Here is a 17,559-nt window from a genome sequence, read left to right as displayed (position 1 = left end):
GGGGGACGAAGGTTGCGTCTCCAGCCACTCCTGGAACGTCTGGCGTCCGACGGCGGCCCCCGGCTTCGGGATGAGGTCGCCGTCCCGCATGGCTTTGCCCATGGAACCGGGGATGAAGACTTTCGCGATCTGCTTCCGCTTGCCGGTTTTCTGCAGGTAGGCCCGGACGAGGTGGTCCAGTTCCTCCGGGCGGGGTCCGCCGAGGTCTGCCACGCGGCCACGCGGCCCCGCCTCTGCGGCGTCCACCAGCGCCTCCGCCACCTCCCGCGCCGCCACCGGCTGGGTCCGCATCAGCGGAACAAGCACCAGCGGGCCCAGTGACGCGATGCCGACGGTCATGGGCACAAACTCGTGGAACTGGGTGGACCTCAGAAGGGTCCAGGGCACACCCCCGTGACGGACCGTGTCCTCCTGCACCAGCTTCCCCGCGTACAGCCCCGACGTCGCTTTGTCGATGCCCACGATGGAGAGGGCAACGTGGTGGCGCACTCCGGCCTTCTTCTCAGCAGCCAGCAGGTTCTGGGTGCTGTTCGTGAAATAATCCACGGCCTTCTTGGTGGACACCGTGCGGGGGCCGGAAACGTCGATCACCGTCTCCACGCCCCGGAGTGCCTCATCGAGGCCGTGGCCGGTGACCAGGTCCACGCCGTCCGCGCGGCTCAGGCTCACCACCTTGTGCCCCCGGTCCCTGGCAACGCTGACCACATGGCGGCCCACGGTTCCGGTTCCCCCGGCTACGGCGATGTCCATGGCCTGCCTCCTTCGCTCGCGGGCATGTTGACGGGTTGCAGGCAATCCCGGCAACAGAAGGAGTGCCTATAAGCAGGCTACCGCCACCTAGGACCTACGGCTCCTGCCCTGCGCAGATCTTGAGGAATTCCGTACTGGCTCTGACCACTGACTGCCTCAACGCCGGCGGGTAAGGATTTCCCCGCTGCTGGCCAGGTGCGCTGCGACGTCCTTGAGCTTGATGTTCGATTCGGAGCTCGCCTTGGTCAGGACCAAAAACGCCTGCTGTGGGGTGATCTTGAATCTTTCCATCAGGATCCCTTTGGCCTGGCCGATGAGGTCCCTCGTGTCCAGGGCCTGGGTCAGCTGTGCTATTTCCTTGGCGTCGGAGAACGCGATGGCGGCGTGGGCGGCCACCAGGAGTGCGATCTGTTCCGATTCCTCGTCGAAGACGTTAACGTCCTCGCCGAAGAGGTTCAGGGCACCCAGTTTGTCCCCCTCCACGAAAAGCTGGATGGAGAGCATGCTTCGGGCGCCGGCGTCGTAGGCCGCCTGCGCGAAATCCGGCCAGCGTTCCTCGTTGCGCATGTCTGGAACCCGCACTACGCGCGAGTCATAGGCTGCGTCGAGGCAGGGACCCTGGCCCTTCTCACTCTGCAGCGCGTCCACCTTCCGGGCCAGTTCACCCGAGGCAGCCCGGGACTGGACCGTGCGTCGGCCGGTCACCAGGCTGATGGAGGCCTCGGCCGCGTGCGGGATCAGCTCCTGGGCGGCAAGGACAATGACGTTCAGGATCGCTTCGGTGTCCTGTTCGTGTTGCATTTCCCGGGCAAGATCGCTGAGCCGGCCGGCCAGCCCTGCACTGACCGCCGGCGGGTGTTCAGTCAGCGGCTGTTCGACTGGTTCCTGCGTGCTGGCGGCCTTCGAGGTCATGGGTGGACACCCGCGCCCAGCTCCGCGGCGGCAACCACCTGCCACTGGTCCCGCGCCGGATCGAGCTCCACTACCGCGGACACGTCCAACCGTCCGGCCTCGTCCAGGGCAAGCAGCAGGGCGTCCTCCAGGTTTCTGGCATACTCGAGCCGTTCGCTCAGCGAGCCCGGAAGATCGCCGTCGTCAATCAATACATGGGCCCTGCCGTCCAGGATGACCTTGAGTGCGTAGCCCTGGTCCTCGTGAAGGGACCCCCGCGTGGAAGCGATCTCGGTGACCATGCTTGCGCGGACCAGGCTGTTGTTGACCGTGCGAATCCACACTTCGCCCATGGGAACCTCCTTTTGGTGGCGGGGCAGGTGAAAGTACCCCACAAAGCAAACGTAGTCCCCGCGGGGCCGTTTGTGACCCCCGAATCCGCACCGGATTCTGCGCGGTCCCGACGGCGGAAACCGCGCGCCGCCCGGGCCATAGGATAAATCTGATGACTTCCCCAGATGACCCGCCGTCCTTCAGCCTTCGCAGCATCGCAGTGGCGGCCTTCGGGCCAACGCTGCTCTTCAGCATCGGCCAGGGCGCGGTACTTCCGGTGGTGGCGCTCTCCGCCCGGGACCTGGGTGCGTCCGTTGCCGTGGCCGCCCTTATCGTGACCCTGATCGGCCTGGGCTCCTGGTTCTTCAACCTGCCGGCGTCCCTGGTGACCCTGAAGTTCGGCGAACGCTGGTCCATCGTGGGCGCCGCGGCCGCCGGAGCGCTGGCGCTCGCGGCCGCCGCGTTGTCCTCCATGATCCCCGACGGACTCTGGCTGCTGGCTGTGGCGATGGCCGTCGTCGGAATGGCCGCCAGCGTGTTCGGCCTGGCCCGGCAGAAGTACCTGACGGAGGCCGTGCCCGTGGAGTTCCGGGCCCGCGCGCTCTCCACGCTGGGCGGAACGAACCGGATCGGCGTGTTCATCGGCCCGTTCGTGGGGGCCGCGGTGATGCAGTTCTTCGGCATCGGCGGAGCGTACTGGGTGGGCGTGGTGGCCATGGTGGCGGCCGCGCTGCTGTCCGTCACCATCCCGGACCTTCAGGTGGCCGGTGACGGAAGCCGCAGCCACCCCGGCCCGCAGCCCACCCTCCGCACCGTGGCCGTCTCCCACGCCGGTGTCTTCCTGAGCCTTGGCCTCGGCATTCTGCTGCTGAGCGCCCTCCGGTCCTCCCGGCAGGTGGTCATCCCGCTCTGGGCCGACCACCTCGGCATGGACGCCACCCAGGCCTCCCTGGTCTACGGCCTCTCCGGAGCCATCGACATGCTGGTGTTCTATCCGGCCGGCAAACTCATGGACCGCAAGGGCCGCCAGTGGGTGGCCATTCCCTCCACCCTCATCATGGGCATCGCCCTGCTGCTCATCCCGCTCACCGGCAGCTTCACGGGACTGCTGCTCGCGGCCCTGCTGATCGGCTTCGGAAACGGCATCAGCTCCGGGCTGGTCATGACGCTGGGGGCGGACTTCTCGCCGGACCGCGGGCGCGGCCAGTTCCTGGGGCTCTGGCGTTTTATGGCCGACGCCGGATCCACGGGCGGGCCGGTGCTGCTCTCCGGCGTCACTGCCGCCGTCTCACTGGGGGCGGGCGTAGCGGCCACCGGCGTGCTGGGGTTCGCGGCCGCCGTCGTCTTCGGCATCACGATTCCGCGGCTCAAGCACCGCCGGAACTACTAGCGGGGCTGCTGGCGCCGGTACTAGCGGCGCGGGCGGATCCGGGACAGACTGCCGGTATGCAAATTGTTGAATGTTTGGCGCCGTTCGCGGGGACCTGGCAGGGCCACAACCGCATGCGTTTCATGCCCACGGACGAGTACCAGGAATCAGTGTCGGCCGCGACGGTGGCGGTGACGGCCAAGGATTTTGTGACCATCGAGTACACGTGGGCGCACGAGGGCCAGCCGCAGAACGGCCTGCTGCTCCTGGGCTCAGGCCCGGGGGAGGACCCGGGTGCGACGGCGGTGTGGGTGGACTCCTTCCATGCCACGCCGCAGTGGCTGACACTGTCCGGGACCATCGACGACGGCGTGGTCCGGCTGGCCTGCACCTACCCTGCCCCGGAAGGCCCCGACTGGGGTTGGCAGATCCACATCGAGCCCGGCCACGGCAACGGCGGACGCATCACCATGCACAACCTGGTTCCTGGGCATGACCCGTACCAGGTGGTGGAAGCCACGTACCGCCGGCAGGCCTAGGAGAGCACCATGGAATCCATCAGAGCACGCATCGCCGCCGCGGACCGCGAATCGACGCTCCCCGCCGGTGAGGACGAGCGGTTCACCGGCTACGGCGTCATGGGCCAGGCGTTCAGCTCCGGCTACCTGCTCGCTATGCGCAGGTTTCCCGTTACCTCCGTGGGGCCGGGCTACACGTCAGTGTGGGTGCGCCGGCCCTCGGGTTCCTGGACCATGTACACCAGTGTGCCCGCTGCGGTGTCCTGCCCTCGCTACTTCGGCAGCGCCTTGGACTCCACCTCGGTCCACCGGATCGACGTTGCGTGGCTTGATGACCACCGCTTCACAGTGGATGTGGCGGACGACGTCGGCCTCCACTGGGAGGTCAGCCTCGCCGCGACGCCGGTCACCCGGGCGATGTCCGCGCTCGCCTCCGCGCTGCCGGCGAAATTGTGGCGGAACCCGGCGTTCCTGCGGGTCATGGGAGCCGTGGCGGGCCCGGTGCTGCAGGCCGGAAAGATGGGGCTGATTGGCCGGGTACCCAACGGGCAGGGCTTCCGGGCCAACCCCAAGCGGGTGTGGTTCATCTCCGGCAGCACCGCCACGCTGCGGGGCGAGGACCTGGGCAGGCTGCGGCCCCTCCCGGTGCAGACCCGGCTGGGCGACTTCTGGATACCCCAGCGCGGCATCTTCATGCTGGGTTCGGCCGGGTTCGACACGTTCGACCCCGCCGCGCACCACGCACTTCCGACACCCACCTAGGCACTAGCAGCAGCAGCAGGTTGTGACGCTCTCTCAGTTCCTGTGGCTTTTTCTGTGACGCTCTCTCACTCCCTGTGCGTCTTTCTGGAACGCTCTCTCACTTACTCCGCCGCAAGTTGGGCGGCTGCCGGATGTAATCGTTTAACCCGCAGGGAGTAAACGTTTATATTCTTCGTAGTACAACACGGGCAGTAAGAACCGCGCAGGAGAGAGTGGACGCGTATGGACGAGCAGAATCAGGGCAACGTTTGCCCCCAGTGGTTGGCGGACGCTGTCATCTACGAGATCTATCCCCAGTCGTTCGCTGACTCGAACGCGGACGGCATCGGCGATCTCGCAGGAGTGCGGCGGCACCTCGACTATCTGGAGTGGCTCGGAGTGGACGTCATCTGGTTCAACCCGTGCTTCGCTTCGCCTTTCCGGGATGCGGGCTACGACGTGTCGGATTACCTCACCATCGCCCCTCGCTACGGGACCAACCAGGACATGATCGCCCTCATCCAGGAAGCGAAGGCTCGCGGTATCCGGGTCCTGCTCGACCTCGTGGCGGGCCACACGTCCGTCGACCACCCGTGGTTCCGCGCATCCATGAACGACGGGTCCGATCACCGCTACATCTGGTCGGACCGTGACGGCGATGCTTTTGTCCCCTCTCCGGGAAACCGCCCGGGCTGGTACCTGAAGAATTTCTTCCCGGAACAGCCGGCGCTGAATTTCGGGTATGCCCGGCTGACTCCCGAAGAACCGTGGCGGCAACTGCCGGACGCGGCCGGACCCCAGCAGAACCGCGCCGCGCTGCGGGAGATCATTGGCTACTGGCTTGACCGGGGTGTGGCGGGATTCCGCGTGGACATGGCGTTCTCCCTGGTCAAGGACGACCCCGGCCTCGTTGAGACCACAGCCCTGTGGCGTGAGCTGGGGGAGTGGATGCGTTGCTTATACCCGGACGCCGTCCTGCTCCCGGAGAGTGATGAGCTTAGAACGGTGGACGCCGGAGTCCGCGGCAGCTTCGATGCGGACTTCTCGCTGGTCATCCACCATGAGCACAGTGCGCTTTTCAATAACGGCGGTGCCGGCATCCTGCCCTGGCAGGAAAGCGCCGAGCCCTGCTATTTCGATGCGGACGCCGACCCTGCCGAGGGCACCCGGGCCTTTGAGAAGTTCCTCAGCCTGTGGAACCACCACCTCGAAACCAACGGGGCGGATCGCCTGGCGGTGCTGCCATCAGCCGACCACGACTTTTCCCGACTCGCCTGCGGAAGCCGGACGCGGGAACAACTCCCGGCGGCCTTCACCTTTCTGCTGACCTGGGGCTCCATTCCGTCGATCTACTACGGCGACGAAATCGGCATGCGCTACCTCGAAGATGCCCCCGAGAAGGAAGGCAGCATCTGGACGCCGAAATATAACCGCGCAGGATGCCGGACCCCGATGCAGTGGGATGACTCCCTTCCCAATGCCGGATTCTCCACCGCGCCGGCCCAGGACCTGTATCTCCCGCAGGATCCCGACCCGCAGCGGCCCACCGTGGCCGCCCAGATGGACGATCAGCAGTCGCTCCTGCACTTTGTCCAGGGCCTGGTCCAGCTCCGTAAATCAACACCGGCGCTCGGAACCAGGACGTCCAGGAGACTGCTTTCCGTCGGCTACCCGCTGGTTTACCTCAGGAACGAGACGCACCTCGTGGTGGTCAACCCGCTGCGGCACGCAACGCAGGCGGCAGTGGAGCTGCCCGACGGTTCGGCGCTCCGGCACCTCTACGGCAACGGCGTGACGGTCGACGACGGCGGTGTCCATGCCGGCGCTTTCAGCTGCGGCGTGTTTGAAGTCTCGTTGAATGGCTGAAGTGAAGCGGGCGACGATCAAGGACGTCGCAACACTATCCGGGCTGTCCATCTGTACGGTGTCGCGGGCGCTCAGAGGATTGCCGAAGATCTCCGCGTCTGCCAAGGCCAAGGTGGAAGACGCCGCTGAGAAGCTCGGCTACCGGCCCTCAGCAGCGGCTGCCAGGCTGAGGGGAGGCCGGACCGGAGCCGTGGCCATCGTGGTACCCACGGCTACCACCTGGTACTTCTCCCAGGCCGCCGAGGCGGCAGAGGAGATTATTGCCGACGGCGGCCTGGATCCGATGCTCGTCAGTCTCCGCGGGCAGGAGCAGGTCCAGTCGCGGATATTTGATGACCCGGCCGAGCTGGCCCAAAAGGTGGACGGCCTCCTGATGATCGACGTCGACCTCACCGCGCCGCAGACAGCCGCGCTTTCCGCCAGCGGGCTGGAGGTGGCGAGCGTTGGCATGCACGACGTGCCCTGGGACAACGTGGGCATCGACAACGTGGCAGCTGCCAAAGAAGCGACGAACCGGCTATTGGCGTTAGGGCACTGGGATATCGCCTTTCTGGCCGGCACTCAGACCGGTAACGGCAAGACCCGGGCCACCGAAGACCGCAGGCAGGGATTTGAGTTGGCCCTTGCCGAACACGACGCGGTGCCGCACCCGGACTGGGTAATCGAGGCCGGCTACACGATCGAAGGCGGACGTCAGGCCATGTCCGAACTGATCCAGCACCGGGGGAACCTGCCCACGGCCGTCTTCGCCGGCTGCGACGAGGTAGCTTTCGGCGCGCTCATGGCACTGAAGGAACACGGGCTCTCCTGCCCGGAGGACATCTCCCTGATCGGCATCGATGATCACCCGATGAGCTGGGTCCTTGGCCTGACCACCATCGGCCAACCTGTGGCCGACGAAGCGGCCTTCGCGGCCACCCTTCTTTTGGAACGGCTGCAGAAACCCGACGAGGCCGGCAGGCCCGCCAACCACCTCCTGCCCACCGTCCTGGCCGACCGCACCACCACCAGGCGCAACCGGGCATGAGCGTCCGGAGCTGGACCCGCTTCACCCAACTAGGTCGCATTAGATGTCGTCATTCGCGCTTTTCACGACATTAATTGCCAGCTAGTTGGGTGGGGACGCCTGGATGGGGCCGGGCTGCCGGGTCGGGCTACTGAGTCGGGGCGGGGACGCCGGTGCTGCTGTGCTCGAGGATGTCGTCCACCACGTACGCCGCGTCCCGGCCCACCCCGCCGATCAGCCCCGATGTGAGCGAGTACTGGAAGGGCATGCCCACGAAGTACAGTCCGGGAAGCTCCGGAACTACGCCGCGGCGGGTTATCGGCCAACCCCAGCCCGTCAGGGGCACACCACCGATCCAGTCCAGCGACGGCCGGTACCCCGTCGCCCAGATGACGGTGCGTACGGGCCGGGACGTCCCGCCGTCGAACGCTGGCTGTCCGCCGGCCACGGCGCTGAACCGCGGCAGCCGGACCACCCCGGCACGCTCCAGGTCCTTGACGGAGACCCGGATCAGCGGCGCGCCGCGCCGGTGGAAGTTGGCGGCCACCTTCCGCCCCAGCGGGTTGTCCGTGGTCAGGACGGAATGAACGAACTGCCAGTAGGCCGCGTCGGCATGGCGCAGCACGGGATCGGGAACGTGCGGTGTGGGGCGGCCGGCGATGAACGTGCGGCGGGTGCCCGCGAGCTCCAGCGCGATCTCGGCTCCGGAGGTCCCGGCGCCCACCACGAGCACGTCGCCGTCCGGGATGTCCGACGGGCGACGGTACTGCGAGCTGTGGAGCTGCAGGATCCCGGAATCGAGGCCGGCTGCTGCGGCCGGGATGCGGGGGAGTGCATTGGCGCCGACGGCGGCAATCACGTTGAGCGCGCTCAGGTTGCCGTCGCCGGTGCTCACCGAATAACCCGATTCCGTGCGGCGGACACCCGTCACGTGCGTTCCGGTCCGGACCGGAAGGCTGAACTCCTGCGCGTAGGTCTCAAGATAGTCGGCGAACTGGTCCTTGGACGGAAATGCGTCAGGGGCCGCCGGGAACGCAAAGCCGGGGAGGGCGTCATGCCGGGCCGGGGTGAAGAGGCGGAGGGAATCCCATCTGGCCCGCCAGCCGTCTCCGATGCGGGGTGCTTCCTCCAGGATGACGAACCGCAGCCCCGCCCGGGAGAGGTGATAGCCGGCGGCAAGGCCGGCCTGGCCGGCGCCGATCACCACTGCGTCAAATTGCTGCAAGTCCTGGTCCATTTCTGGCTCCTTTGACCGAACAACCGCTAGGTTCCGATGTCATTAGAATACCATTCCAGTGAGTGGAGGGATAGTCTAGTTCCATGGCTCCAGCCCCTAAAACCGCAGCCCCTAAAACCGCAGCCCCAAAAGCTTCGGTGCCGAAAACCACGCGGCGGACAGCCCAGGCGGCGGATACGCGGCTTCACATCGTGGCCACCTCCCGCAGGCTCTTCCTGGCGAACGGTTATGTGCGAACCACCATTGAGGGCATCGCTGCAGAGAGCGGCGTGGCCGTGCAGACCGTGTACAACTCCGTGGGCAACAAGGCGGCGCTGCTCTCGGCCGTGCTGGATTCGGCTGCCGCCGGCCCCAACGCGCCGGCGCAGGTGTTGGAGTTCATGCGGGAGCGGACCCGCGAGGCGGGGGACCTTCAATCACTGCTGGTGGTGCTGGCGGACTGGTTTACCGAAGTGCATCAGCGGACGGGCGCGGTACTGGGGGTGATCGCCCAGGCAGCGGCAGTGGACGCCGATGTGGCGAAGCTGGAAAAGGCCCGGGCACTGCAGCGGCTGACCAGGTATCACGAGGCTGCCGCAGCCGTTCGGGCGCGCGGCGGCCTGACCTCCGGCATGTCCGACGAGGACGCCGCCGCTGCCATCTGGTCCCTGGGCCATCCGCAGGCCTACCGCACGCTGGTGGACGCTGCAGGCTGGACCCCCGAGGCCTACCGGGAGTGGATCCTCAAAGCGCTCGCCGCCGCTCTGGCTTAGCCGGGGTGCGGTGACGCTCTCTCACTTTCCGCGCGATCTTCCGCAGACGGTCTCTCACTTTCCACAGAAAAGTGAGAGAGCGTTTGGGTTTTTGGGGCAGGAAGTGAGAGAGCGTGGGTCAGGCGTCGCTGTGGCGGGGTTTCGCCGCTGCGCCGTACTGTGCCAGCGGGGCCAGCAGCGCGCTGCGGAGCTGCGGGGAGAGCTTGGTGGGAACGTCCACTTCGGCCGCGATGGCATGCAGCACACGGCTCAGGTAGTTCCGGGCCCCGGCCGCGAGCGTGATGTCCAGGATTTCCCTGTCGGTAAACCCGTGGTCCCGGAGATCCAGGGTGTCCGCGTCCGTCATGCTCACGGCGTCGGTGCTGAGCTTTTCTGCGTACTCCATCATGGCCACCTCCGCCGGTGGCAGTCCCGCGTTGTGGTAGTCCCGGGCGATGAGGACCAGCTCGTCCTCCTCAATCGCGCGGAGCGCTTTCAGGCCGTGGGCAAGCCGGCAATGGGCGGATCCAAGAGCCTGCGCGGCGGCCAGGGTGACCAGCTCGTAGCGGCGCAGGTCCATGTTCCGGGTGATGGCGCTGAGGAGCGCTTCGAACGCAACATACGCCTCCGGATTCACCGCCAGCTCCTTGGTGAACTTGGCGACATAACCGCGGGACCCGATGTCGTCGTCGTAAATTTTCGCCTTCAGGCCGAACGCCTGGCTTTCGGGAGTGGTGGCGAATATGGACATGGAGATCCTTCTTCCGGCTGGGACCACCCGCGCTGCCTGGCGGCGGGAGCCCTGACAGTGCCGGTGCGGACAAATGCGATATTCCTCCGCGGCCCACGGCGAGTCAACACATTACCCGGGGTGTTCAGCCCACCCCCGCGAGCCGGATCGCCTCGGCGAATGCGGGCAGGCTGCGCTCCACCATCTCCTCGTTGGCGGTCAGCGAGATCCGGAAGAACCCCGGGGTTTCGAACAGGACGCCCGGCAGCACATACACATTACGGGCGGCCAGGGACTCGGTGAACGCTTCGTCGTCGGCCACCGGCGAGTGCACGAAGAGGTAGAACGAACCCTCCGGCCGGTGCAGCCGGTAGCCCATCCCGGTCAGCTCCTCGTACAGCCGGTCCCGCTTCCGCTGCAGCTGCCCGACGTCGATCGTAAATGTCTCCAAAGCGGGCAAGGCGTACTGCAGCAGGGCGTTGGGGTAGATCCAGCCCATGGCAACCTGCAGGGCGCTCAAGATTTCCCGCAGGACATCGCGGTCCGGCATGGCGGGCGGCAGCGCCAGGTAGCCTACGCGCTGCCCGGGGGCGAGGTGGGTTTTCCCGTAGGAGTAGGCCAGCAGCGTATACGGATAGTATTCGGCCGGGCTGTGGAAGCGGGCGCCGTCATAGACAATACGGTTGTACGCCTCATCGGACAGAAGGTAGATCCGGCGTCCGTTCCGCTCCGAGGCGAGGTCCAGCATCTCGGCCAGCTTCACCAGCAGAGTCTCGGGGTAGATCCGGCCGGTGGGGTTGTTGGGGCTGTTGACGATCACCACCCTGGTCCGCGGCGTGATGGCGGAGGCAATGGCCATCAGGTCCAGGTCGAACGAATCGGGGTTGATCCGCACTTTGACCGGAACCAGCCCGGCCTCGGTGATGATCGGCTCGTACAGGAACCACGGCGGCAGGCTGTACACCACCTCGTCGCCCGGATCGGCCACGGCCTTCATCGCCATGGCGATGGCCGTAAAACCGCCCGTGGTCAGGTGGATGTCCTCCGGCTCGAACGGTATCTCCAGCAGGCGCCGCAGTGACTGAGCCGCGGCAACCTGCGCTTCGGCGCCGTTCGTCTTGTACGCAAACCAGCTTTCATTCCGGGGTTCCAGCTGCTCCCGGAGCGCCGCAACATAGGCCTCCTGCGGCATTTGATGCGGATTGCCGAGCGTGAAGTCGCAGATGCCGGGGTTGTGCTGGCGGCGGGCATGCGCGCTCAGGAATCCCTGCACCCTCAACAAGGACGGAATGGAAGCAACCGCCCTGGCCCGCGCCGGGAAATCCACCCGGGTGGTGAGCTTGGACTCGTAGATGCCGGCCATAAGAGCAACCCCCTGTTTTTAGCAGCATGGAACTCAGCTCGCTGCTGAGCCAGTGGAGGCTGTGGTGCGACTTATTCTGGCCCTCGCCTGCGGCAATGTAAACCCGCGGGCCAAGGCGGCGCGCGCGCCCGTCAGCGGCGGCCCGCCGCGCGCCGTCGTGCGGCAAACGCGAATAGGGCGGTGGTTGCCACCGTTGCCAGGTACCCGGCCACCACGATCAGCGAGATGCCGCCCCAGAAGTAGCTCGTGGTGCTGCCGCCCTGGCCGGGCACGTAGCGGGTGAGCAGGAACGCCGCGGCCGCTGCAAACACCAGGCAGATCAGTCCGGGCAGCCGCAGCCACCAGCGTGACGAGGCCCAGTGCCCGCCGAAGCCGTCCCACACATTCCAGGTGTTCCCGGTGCGGATGATCAGCCACCCGGCCGGAATGACAAACGCGCCCACCAGCAGGAACGCCGCGATCACGTCCGCAGGGCGGTGCCACTGGTTCACCACGGTGGAAATTCCGGACACAATGGCGAAGCTGCCGCCCGCGAAACCCGCGAACGGCCGCCAGCGCGGCGAGGCCATCAGGAACACCGCGGCCGCGGCGGAGGCAGCCAGCGTGGTGTGGCCGGACGGCAGCGAATTCAGTTCCAGGGTTTCCACGCCGCGAAACGGCCGGGCCGGCAGCAGCGCCTTGAGGACCTGAGTGGCGATGTTCGCGCCGATGCAGGCGGCCAGGGCAATGCCGGCGGCCCGCCAGCGCCTCCGGATCACCGTGACAAAGAGGACGACGACGGCGGCCACCACCAGCGAGATGGTGGGCAGCCAGTCCAGGAACCGGGTGGCGGCCTTCCCGGCCGGGCCGTGAATGGCCACGGCCTCCACCAGCGCCGACTCGTCAATGTACTGGCCCGTGGTGGTCCGCACGAAGAAGTAGTATGTGGCCGCCAGGCCTGCCACGCAGGCGAGGGTTGCGAGGACGGACAACGCAGCCATCGCCGGAGCGCCACGCACCTGCCCGGCGGGCCGCCGTCGTCGGGAATTTTTAAGGTGAGAACTCATCACCATCAGCGTCCCACAGAATGCTGGGAGCAGTCTGTTGGAGCAGTCTGAGGACCCGCCCTGAGGACCCGCCCTGCCGAACCGGCGGGAGGCCGGGCCGGATCCCGGGCCGGGGGCCGGTTCATTTGGAGGCCGGGCCGGAGGCACCGTACCGGGCCACGACACTGGCGGGAATACCGTGCCAAAACAGGTAGCAAACACTCGCGCCCGGCGTCGGCCGTTTTTCCTAAGCTGTGCTTAGCGGCCGCCCGCCGACCCAGCACTAAGCCGGCGACCGTAGCGGATGTCAATGCCCCGGGACGGTGACACGCAGGGCATTGGCATCCGCAAAAAATACCGTTGACACTCCGGCGGCGCCGGCGCTAGCTTGATCGTATTGTCGGCCTGAACACTGCGGCCGCGATATCACCGCATCACAACTGGTCTCGTCGCCCTCTGCGGGCATTTGATGTTTATACATCGGCAGGACAGGTCCGAATGCGTGCCCTCCTGCCACATTTCAGGAGTGCTGCCATGAACCGAACAATGAGGATTTTGTGCCTGCCTGCCACCGTGGCGCTGGCGTTGCTGTCGGGAGTCTCCGCCCCCGCGTTTGCCGGGTCCGACGGCGGGGGAGGGGCCGCAGGGCCGTGGCCCCCGGAAGACACTGACGGGAAGTACGTCACCGTTCCCGATGCCTACTACGAGCCGTACGAGTTCGAGGCCTGCGACACCACCATCAAAGTGGAATACGGCGACCAGCGGGAGCTGAAGTACAAGGGCGAGAAGAAGGACAACGGAACCCTGGTGATCAAATACCGGGGCGACGTCACGGTTGACCTGACCCGCGTCTCGGACGACGCCACCATCGACGAGCTGGACATCTCCGGCCCGTTCACCATGCGGCTTGCGGAAGACGGGCTGAGCGCCCACCTTGCCGTCCGCGGTCCCAGCCTGGTGTACGCCATGGGTCCGGCCGAGGAGAAGGCCTTTGAGGAGGAGGGCCTGCCCAAGGCGTTCTACTCCACGGAAGGACGGCTGGCAGGCAACGTGGTCTACTCCTCCACCGACCAGAAGGAAGTAGTCTCCGGCGAGATCACGCACAACAGCATCCGGCACGCGAAGGACATCTGCAAGATGCTGGACCGCGCCAAGGATGACGACCACGGGCACCGGTAGCCCGGCGGAAACCAGCCGGCCACCATGCGCTGTTGCGGCGCGTGGTGGCCGCTTCCTTGAGTACGCCCCCGGGCTAAAAACGAGTAGCAGGTACTCAAGCGGCGCCGGCGTGTGGTTCCTAGAATCTTACTAACGGCCGGGTTGCGGACCGGCCGCCCCCGCAACAGATCCTGCGGTTAACCGCAGGAAATGTTGCCCCCGGGGCTCCTTGAGCTGGGCCGGCGGTGACGAGTCTCATAAACGTGAAGCTCGCCCCCAGTCGCCGTCGGCCCTACCAAGGTTTGTGTGTCAGACGTGGCCGGTAGAGTGAAAACATGCCCGCCCACGCACCACGCCCGCTCGCTCTTCTTCCGTCCGTGGAGCAGTTGCTGGCGTCCGCGCACGTGGTGAGCCTGCCCATGCGCGTGAAGTTCCGGGGCATCACCCGGCGCGAGGCCCTCCTGCTGGACGGCCCGCTCGGCTGGGGCGAATTCTGCCCCTTCCCCGAATACGACGACGCCGAAGCATCCCGCTGGCTCGCCGCGGCCGTCGAAGCCGGCTGGCAGGGATTTCCTTCGCCGGTCCGCTCAGTCATTCCGGTGAATGCCACGGTTCCCGCTGTCGCCGCGGACCGCGTCCCGGAGGTCCTGGCCCGCTTCGGCCGGGTGGACGCCGTCAAGGTCAAGGTGGCTGAACGCGGCCAGACGCTCGACGACGACGCCGCCCGGGTTGCCGCCGTCCGCAGCGCCCTCCCGGATGCCGCCGTCCGGGTGGACGCGAACGGCGGCTGGGACGTGCCCGCGGCCGTCGAGGCACTGACCCGGCTGTCCGCCGTCGGGCTTGAATACGCCGAGCAGCCGGTGCCGGACATCGGCGGCCTGGCGGAGGTACGCCGCCGGCTGCGGGAGGCCGGCACCCCCGTGCTGATCGCCGCGGACGAGAGCGTGCGCAAGGAATCCGATCCGTTGCGCGTGGCGCGGGCCGGGGCGGCCGATCTGCTGGTGGTCAAGGTGGCGCCGCTCGGGGGAGTGCGGCGCGCCCTGGACATCGTGGCGCAGGCCGGGCTGCCCGCCGTCGTGAGCTCGGCCCTGGACACATCGGTGGGGATCCGCGCCGGACTGGCGCTGGCGGCGGCCCTCCCGGAACTGCCGTATGCGTGCGGGCTGGGAACGGTGTCGCTGTTTGAGTCGGACGTGACACTGGATCCGCTGGTGGCCGACGACGGCGTCATCCGAGTCCGCGACGTCGCCGCCGACGCCGGGCTGCTGGAGCGCTACGCGGCCCCTGCCGACCGCCGGGCCTGGTGGCTGGACCGCCTAAGCCGCGTCCACGCCGTGCTCGCGTCCCCCGCCCGGTAACCCCGCGCGGGCAGTCCCAACCCCGGACGCTCTCTCACTTCCTGTCGCTTTTTCTGCGACGCTCTCTCACTTACCGTGGGTTTTCGGCGGACGCTCTCTCACTCCCGGCTGTTCACCGGATCTTTACCTGACAGACGGCTACCGGTTGCGATCGGCTGGCAGGGTGGGCGGGACCGCATCACATCCCCTGGAAGGCCCCCATGTCTGAAACGACCGGACGCAAGTTTGCCCTGCTCCCCATGCTTGGCCACACCAAAGGCAAGCGCAGCCCCGTCACCTGCGCGCTCAAGTGCGACAACGCCTGCTCGGGCGAGGTCTGCAACACCAGCTCCAACAGCTACTTCCGCGACATCGCTTCTGCCACGATGTCCCGCCGCGCCGCCCTCGGCTTCGGCGCCGCCGGCGCGCTCGCCGTCGTGCTCGGCAGTGCGGTAACGTCCGCCGGAACCGCAGTGGCCGACGGCGGCACTGGTCTTGCCGCCGCAGCAAAAGACGGCTTCGGCAAGTCCAAGCTGCAGTTCACCGCGATCCCGTCCATCGCCGCGGACGTGGACAAGATGACCGTGCCCGCAGGGTTCACCTGGCAGCCGGTCATCCGCTGGGGCGACCCCATTTTCAACACCGCGCCGGACTTCGACATCAACAACCAGACGGCCGCCGCCCAGGAACAGCAGTTCGGTTACAACAACGACTACTCCGACATCCTGGAGATCCCCGGCAGCAAGGGCCGCCGCGCCGTGCTGTTCGCGAACCACGAGTACACCAACGACGCGATCATGTTCCCGGCCACCATGCCGGCAGCGGACGTCCGGAAAGTCGGCGCTGCCGCGCACGGCCTCACCGTGGTGGAACTGGAGCGGAAGAACAAGAACAAGCCGTGGAGCTACGTCAAGGGCGCCGGGCTCAACCGCCGCTACCTGAACAGCACGGTCTACGAACTCACCGGCCCGGCTGCAGGCTCATCGCTGGTCAAGACTGCTAAGGACCCCCAAGGCCGCTTCATCAAGGGCACGCTGGGCAACTGCGCCGGCGGCACTACCCCCTGGGGCACCATTCTCTCCGGCGAAGAGAACTTCAACGGGTACTTCGTCGCCCCGGGAACGTCCGCCGAGGACAAGCGCTACGGCCTGACGTCGAAGGCCACCGCGCGCCAGTGGGAACTGGACGACGAGCGCTTCGACACCCGCACCCCCGGTTACGAGAACGAAGCCAACCGCTTCGGCTGGATCGTGGAAGTCGACCCGTTCGACCCCACGTCCACCCCGAAGAAGCACTCCTCACTGGGCCGCTTCAAGCACGAGGGCGCCAACGTGATCGTGGCCGAGTCCGGCCATGTGGTGGCCTACTCGGGCGACGACGAGCGCTTCGATTACCTGTACAAGTTCGTCTCCAAGGACAAGTACCGCGAGGGCGACCGCAAGCACAACATGACGCTGCTGTCCGCTGGCAACCTGTACGTCGCCAAGTTCACCGGCAACTCGCCCGCCGCCGAGATCACCGGCACCGGGGCCGTTCCGTCTGACGGCGCGTTCGACGGCACCGGCGTCTGGCTGCCTCTGGTTGAGAATGGGGAATCGAAGGTACCGGGCATGTCCGTGGAACGGGTCCTGGTCTACACCCGCCTGGCCGCAGACTTGGTGGGCCCCACCAAGATGGACCGCTGTGAGGACGTGGAGCCCAGCCTGCACACCGGCAAGGTTTACGTGGCCTGCACCAACAACTCGGACCGCGGCAAGGCGGGCAAGGAAGGCGCCACCGAGATCAACCCGCGCAATGAGAACCGCGACGGCCACATCGTGGAAATCATCGAGACCGGCGACCAGACCTCCACCAACTTCACGTGGAACCTGCTCATGGTCTGTGGCGATCCGGCCCAGGGCGACGTCACCTACTTCTCCGGTTTCCCGGTGGACCAGGTCTCGCCGATCTCCTGCCCGGACAACCTCGCGTTCGACTCCGTGGGCAACCTCTGGATCTCCACCGACGGCGCTCCCTCCGGCATCAAGCGGGCTGACGGCCTGTTCAAGGTCACTGTTGAAGGCACCGAACGCGGCAAGGTGGAGCAGTTCCTGGCCGTGCCGCGCGACGCCGAGACCTGCGGACCGATCATCCACGACGACGAGCGCACGGTTTTCGTCTCCGTGCAGCACCCGGGCGAGGACGGCACGTTCGACGCACCGAACTCGTACTTCCCGGACTACGTCCCGGCAGGCACGACGCCGGCACGCGGCCAGGCGCGCGCCCCGCGCCCGTCCGTGGTCCAGGTCTTCCGCACCGACGCCTAGGGCGAGCAGGCACCTGACCAGGACCGATTAGGGCTGACTGCTACCGGCTAGTCCCGACGCTCTCTCACTTCCTGTGGCCTTTCTGGCGACGCTCTCTCACCTTTGGTGGGTTTTTTCCGGACGCTCTCTCACCTCCACTGGCTGCACGGCCGGGGAGGTGAGAGAGCGTTTCCTTTTTTGCCGCAGGAAGTGAGAGAG

General features: G+C 66.8%; 16 protein-coding genes. 9 read left to right on the top strand and 7 right to left on the bottom strand.

The window, feature by feature from the left end:
• From WMN78_RS08325 to WMN78_RS08315, 3 genes are all read right to left on the bottom strand, one after another.
• Positions 1–750: SDR family oxidoreductase (locus WMN78_RS08325; RefSeq protein ID WP_340533255.1), on the bottom strand; the 750-nt coding region annotated here is incomplete at its 3' end.
• A 156-nt stretch (positions 751–906) separates the two neighbouring features.
• On the bottom strand, positions 907–1,662 hold the full coding sequence (locus WMN78_RS08320; protein WP_340533254.1) for a GAF and ANTAR domain-containing protein: 756 nt from the start codon (positions 1,660–1,662) through the stop codon (positions 907–909).
• Positions 1,659–1,994 carry a hypothetical protein gene (locus WMN78_RS08315; protein ID WP_340533253.1) on the bottom strand — a complete coding sequence of 112 codons (336 nt, stop codon included), beginning with the start codon at positions 1,992–1,994 and terminating at the stop codon, positions 1,659–1,661. The genes WMN78_RS08320 and WMN78_RS08315 overlap by 4 nt, the downstream gene beginning before the upstream one ends.
• A 152-nt stretch (positions 1,995–2,146) precedes the next feature.
• Here WMN78_RS08315 and WMN78_RS08310 point away from each other — a divergent pair, with 152 nt between their 5' ends.
• The 5 genes from WMN78_RS08310 to WMN78_RS08290 all read left to right on the top strand — a co-directional run bounded on the left by WMN78_RS08310 (position 2,147) and on the right by WMN78_RS08290 (position 7,495).
• Positions 2,147–3,364, top strand: coding sequence for an MFS transporter (locus tag WMN78_RS08310; protein ID WP_340533252.1), 1,218 nt, complete (start codon positions 2,147–2,149; stop codon positions 3,362–3,364).
• 56 nt (positions 3,365–3,420) lie between these two features.
• Complete coding sequence (locus WMN78_RS08305) at positions 3,421–3,882, top strand: DUF1579 family protein (protein ID WP_340533251.1); 462 nt, start codon at positions 3,421–3,423, stop codon at positions 3,880–3,882.
• A 9-nt stretch (positions 3,883–3,891) separates the two neighbouring features.
• On the top strand, positions 3,892–4,623 hold the full coding sequence (locus WMN78_RS08300; protein ID WP_340533249.1) for a hypothetical protein: 732 nt from the start codon (positions 3,892–3,894) through the stop codon (positions 4,621–4,623).
• A gap of 222 nt (positions 4,624–4,845) precedes the next feature.
• Entirely contained in the window at positions 4,846–6,468 is a 1,623-nt protein-coding gene (locus WMN78_RS08295; RefSeq protein ID WP_340533247.1) for an alpha-amylase family glycosyl hydrolase, read from the top strand.
• Entirely contained in the window at positions 6,461–7,495 is a 1,035-nt protein-coding gene (locus WMN78_RS08290; protein ID WP_340533245.1) for a LacI family DNA-binding transcriptional regulator, read from the top strand. The genes WMN78_RS08295 and WMN78_RS08290 overlap by 8 nt, the downstream gene beginning before the upstream one ends.
• A 127-nt stretch (positions 7,496–7,622) precedes the next feature.
• Here the strand turns inward: WMN78_RS08290 and WMN78_RS08285 are convergent, their stop codons facing one another.
• The gene (locus WMN78_RS08285) at positions 7,623–8,711 is read right to left on the bottom strand and encodes an NAD(P)/FAD-dependent oxidoreductase (RefSeq protein WP_340533243.1); all 1,089 of its coding nucleotides are present in this window, start codon (positions 8,709–8,711) and stop codon (positions 7,623–7,625) included.
• An 83-nt stretch (positions 8,712–8,794) separates the two neighbouring features.
• Between WMN78_RS08285 and WMN78_RS08280 the strand changes: the two genes are divergently transcribed.
• Positions 8,795–9,463 (top strand): TetR/AcrR family transcriptional regulator, encoded by a 669-nt coding sequence (locus WMN78_RS08280; RefSeq protein WP_340533241.1) that lies wholly within the window; start codon positions 8,795–8,797, stop codon positions 9,461–9,463.
• Between the two features lie 118 nt (positions 9,464–9,581).
• Here the strand turns inward: WMN78_RS08280 and WMN78_RS08275 are convergent, their stop codons facing one another.
• The 3 genes from WMN78_RS08275 to WMN78_RS08265 all read right to left on the bottom strand — a co-directional run bounded on the left by WMN78_RS08275 (position 9,582) and on the right by WMN78_RS08265 (position 12,515).
• Positions 9,582–10,193, bottom strand: a complete 612-nt coding sequence (locus WMN78_RS08275; RefSeq protein ID WP_340533239.1) for a carboxymuconolactone decarboxylase family protein — start codon at positions 10,191–10,193, stop codon at positions 9,582–9,584.
• A gap of 124 nt (positions 10,194–10,317) precedes the next feature.
• Positions 10,318–11,535: an aminotransferase class I/II-fold pyridoxal phosphate-dependent enzyme gene (locus tag WMN78_RS08270; protein WP_340533237.1), complete on the bottom strand. Its 1,218-nt coding sequence runs from the start codon at positions 11,533–11,535 to the stop codon at positions 10,318–10,320.
• A 131-nt stretch (positions 11,536–11,666) separates the two neighbouring features.
• Complete coding sequence (locus WMN78_RS08265; RefSeq protein WP_340533235.1) at positions 11,667–12,515, bottom strand: phosphatase PAP2 family protein; 849 nt, start codon at positions 12,513–12,515, stop codon at positions 11,667–11,669.
• A gap of 579 nt (positions 12,516–13,094) precedes the next feature.
• Here WMN78_RS08265 and WMN78_RS08260 point away from each other — a divergent pair.
• The 3 genes from WMN78_RS08260 to WMN78_RS08250 all read left to right on the top strand — a co-directional run bounded on the left by WMN78_RS08260 (position 13,095) and on the right by WMN78_RS08250 (position 17,361).
• Positions 13,095–13,739 (top strand): hypothetical protein, encoded by a 645-nt coding sequence (locus WMN78_RS08260; RefSeq protein WP_340533233.1) that lies wholly within the window; start codon positions 13,095–13,097, stop codon positions 13,737–13,739.
• A gap of 314 nt (positions 13,740–14,053) precedes the next feature.
• Positions 14,054–15,076, top strand: coding sequence for an o-succinylbenzoate synthase (locus WMN78_RS08255; RefSeq protein WP_340533231.1), 1,023 nt, complete (start codon positions 14,054–14,056; stop codon positions 15,074–15,076).
• Between the two features lie 200 nt (positions 15,077–15,276).
• The gene (locus WMN78_RS08250; protein WP_340533229.1) at positions 15,277–17,361 is read left to right on the top strand and encodes a PhoX family phosphatase; all 2,085 of its coding nucleotides are present in this window, start codon (positions 15,277–15,279) and stop codon (positions 17,359–17,361) included.
• The last annotated feature ends 198 nt before the right edge of the window (positions 17,362–17,559 follow it).

Origin of the sequence: Arthrobacter oryzae (genome assembly GCF_037911235.1) — a bacterium.
GTDB lineage: Bacteria > Actinomycetota > Actinomycetes > Actinomycetales > Micrococcaceae > Arthrobacter > Arthrobacter oryzae_E.
Note: the sequence above shows the minus strand (reverse complement) of the source record. Positions and strands in the feature narration are given on the sequence as shown.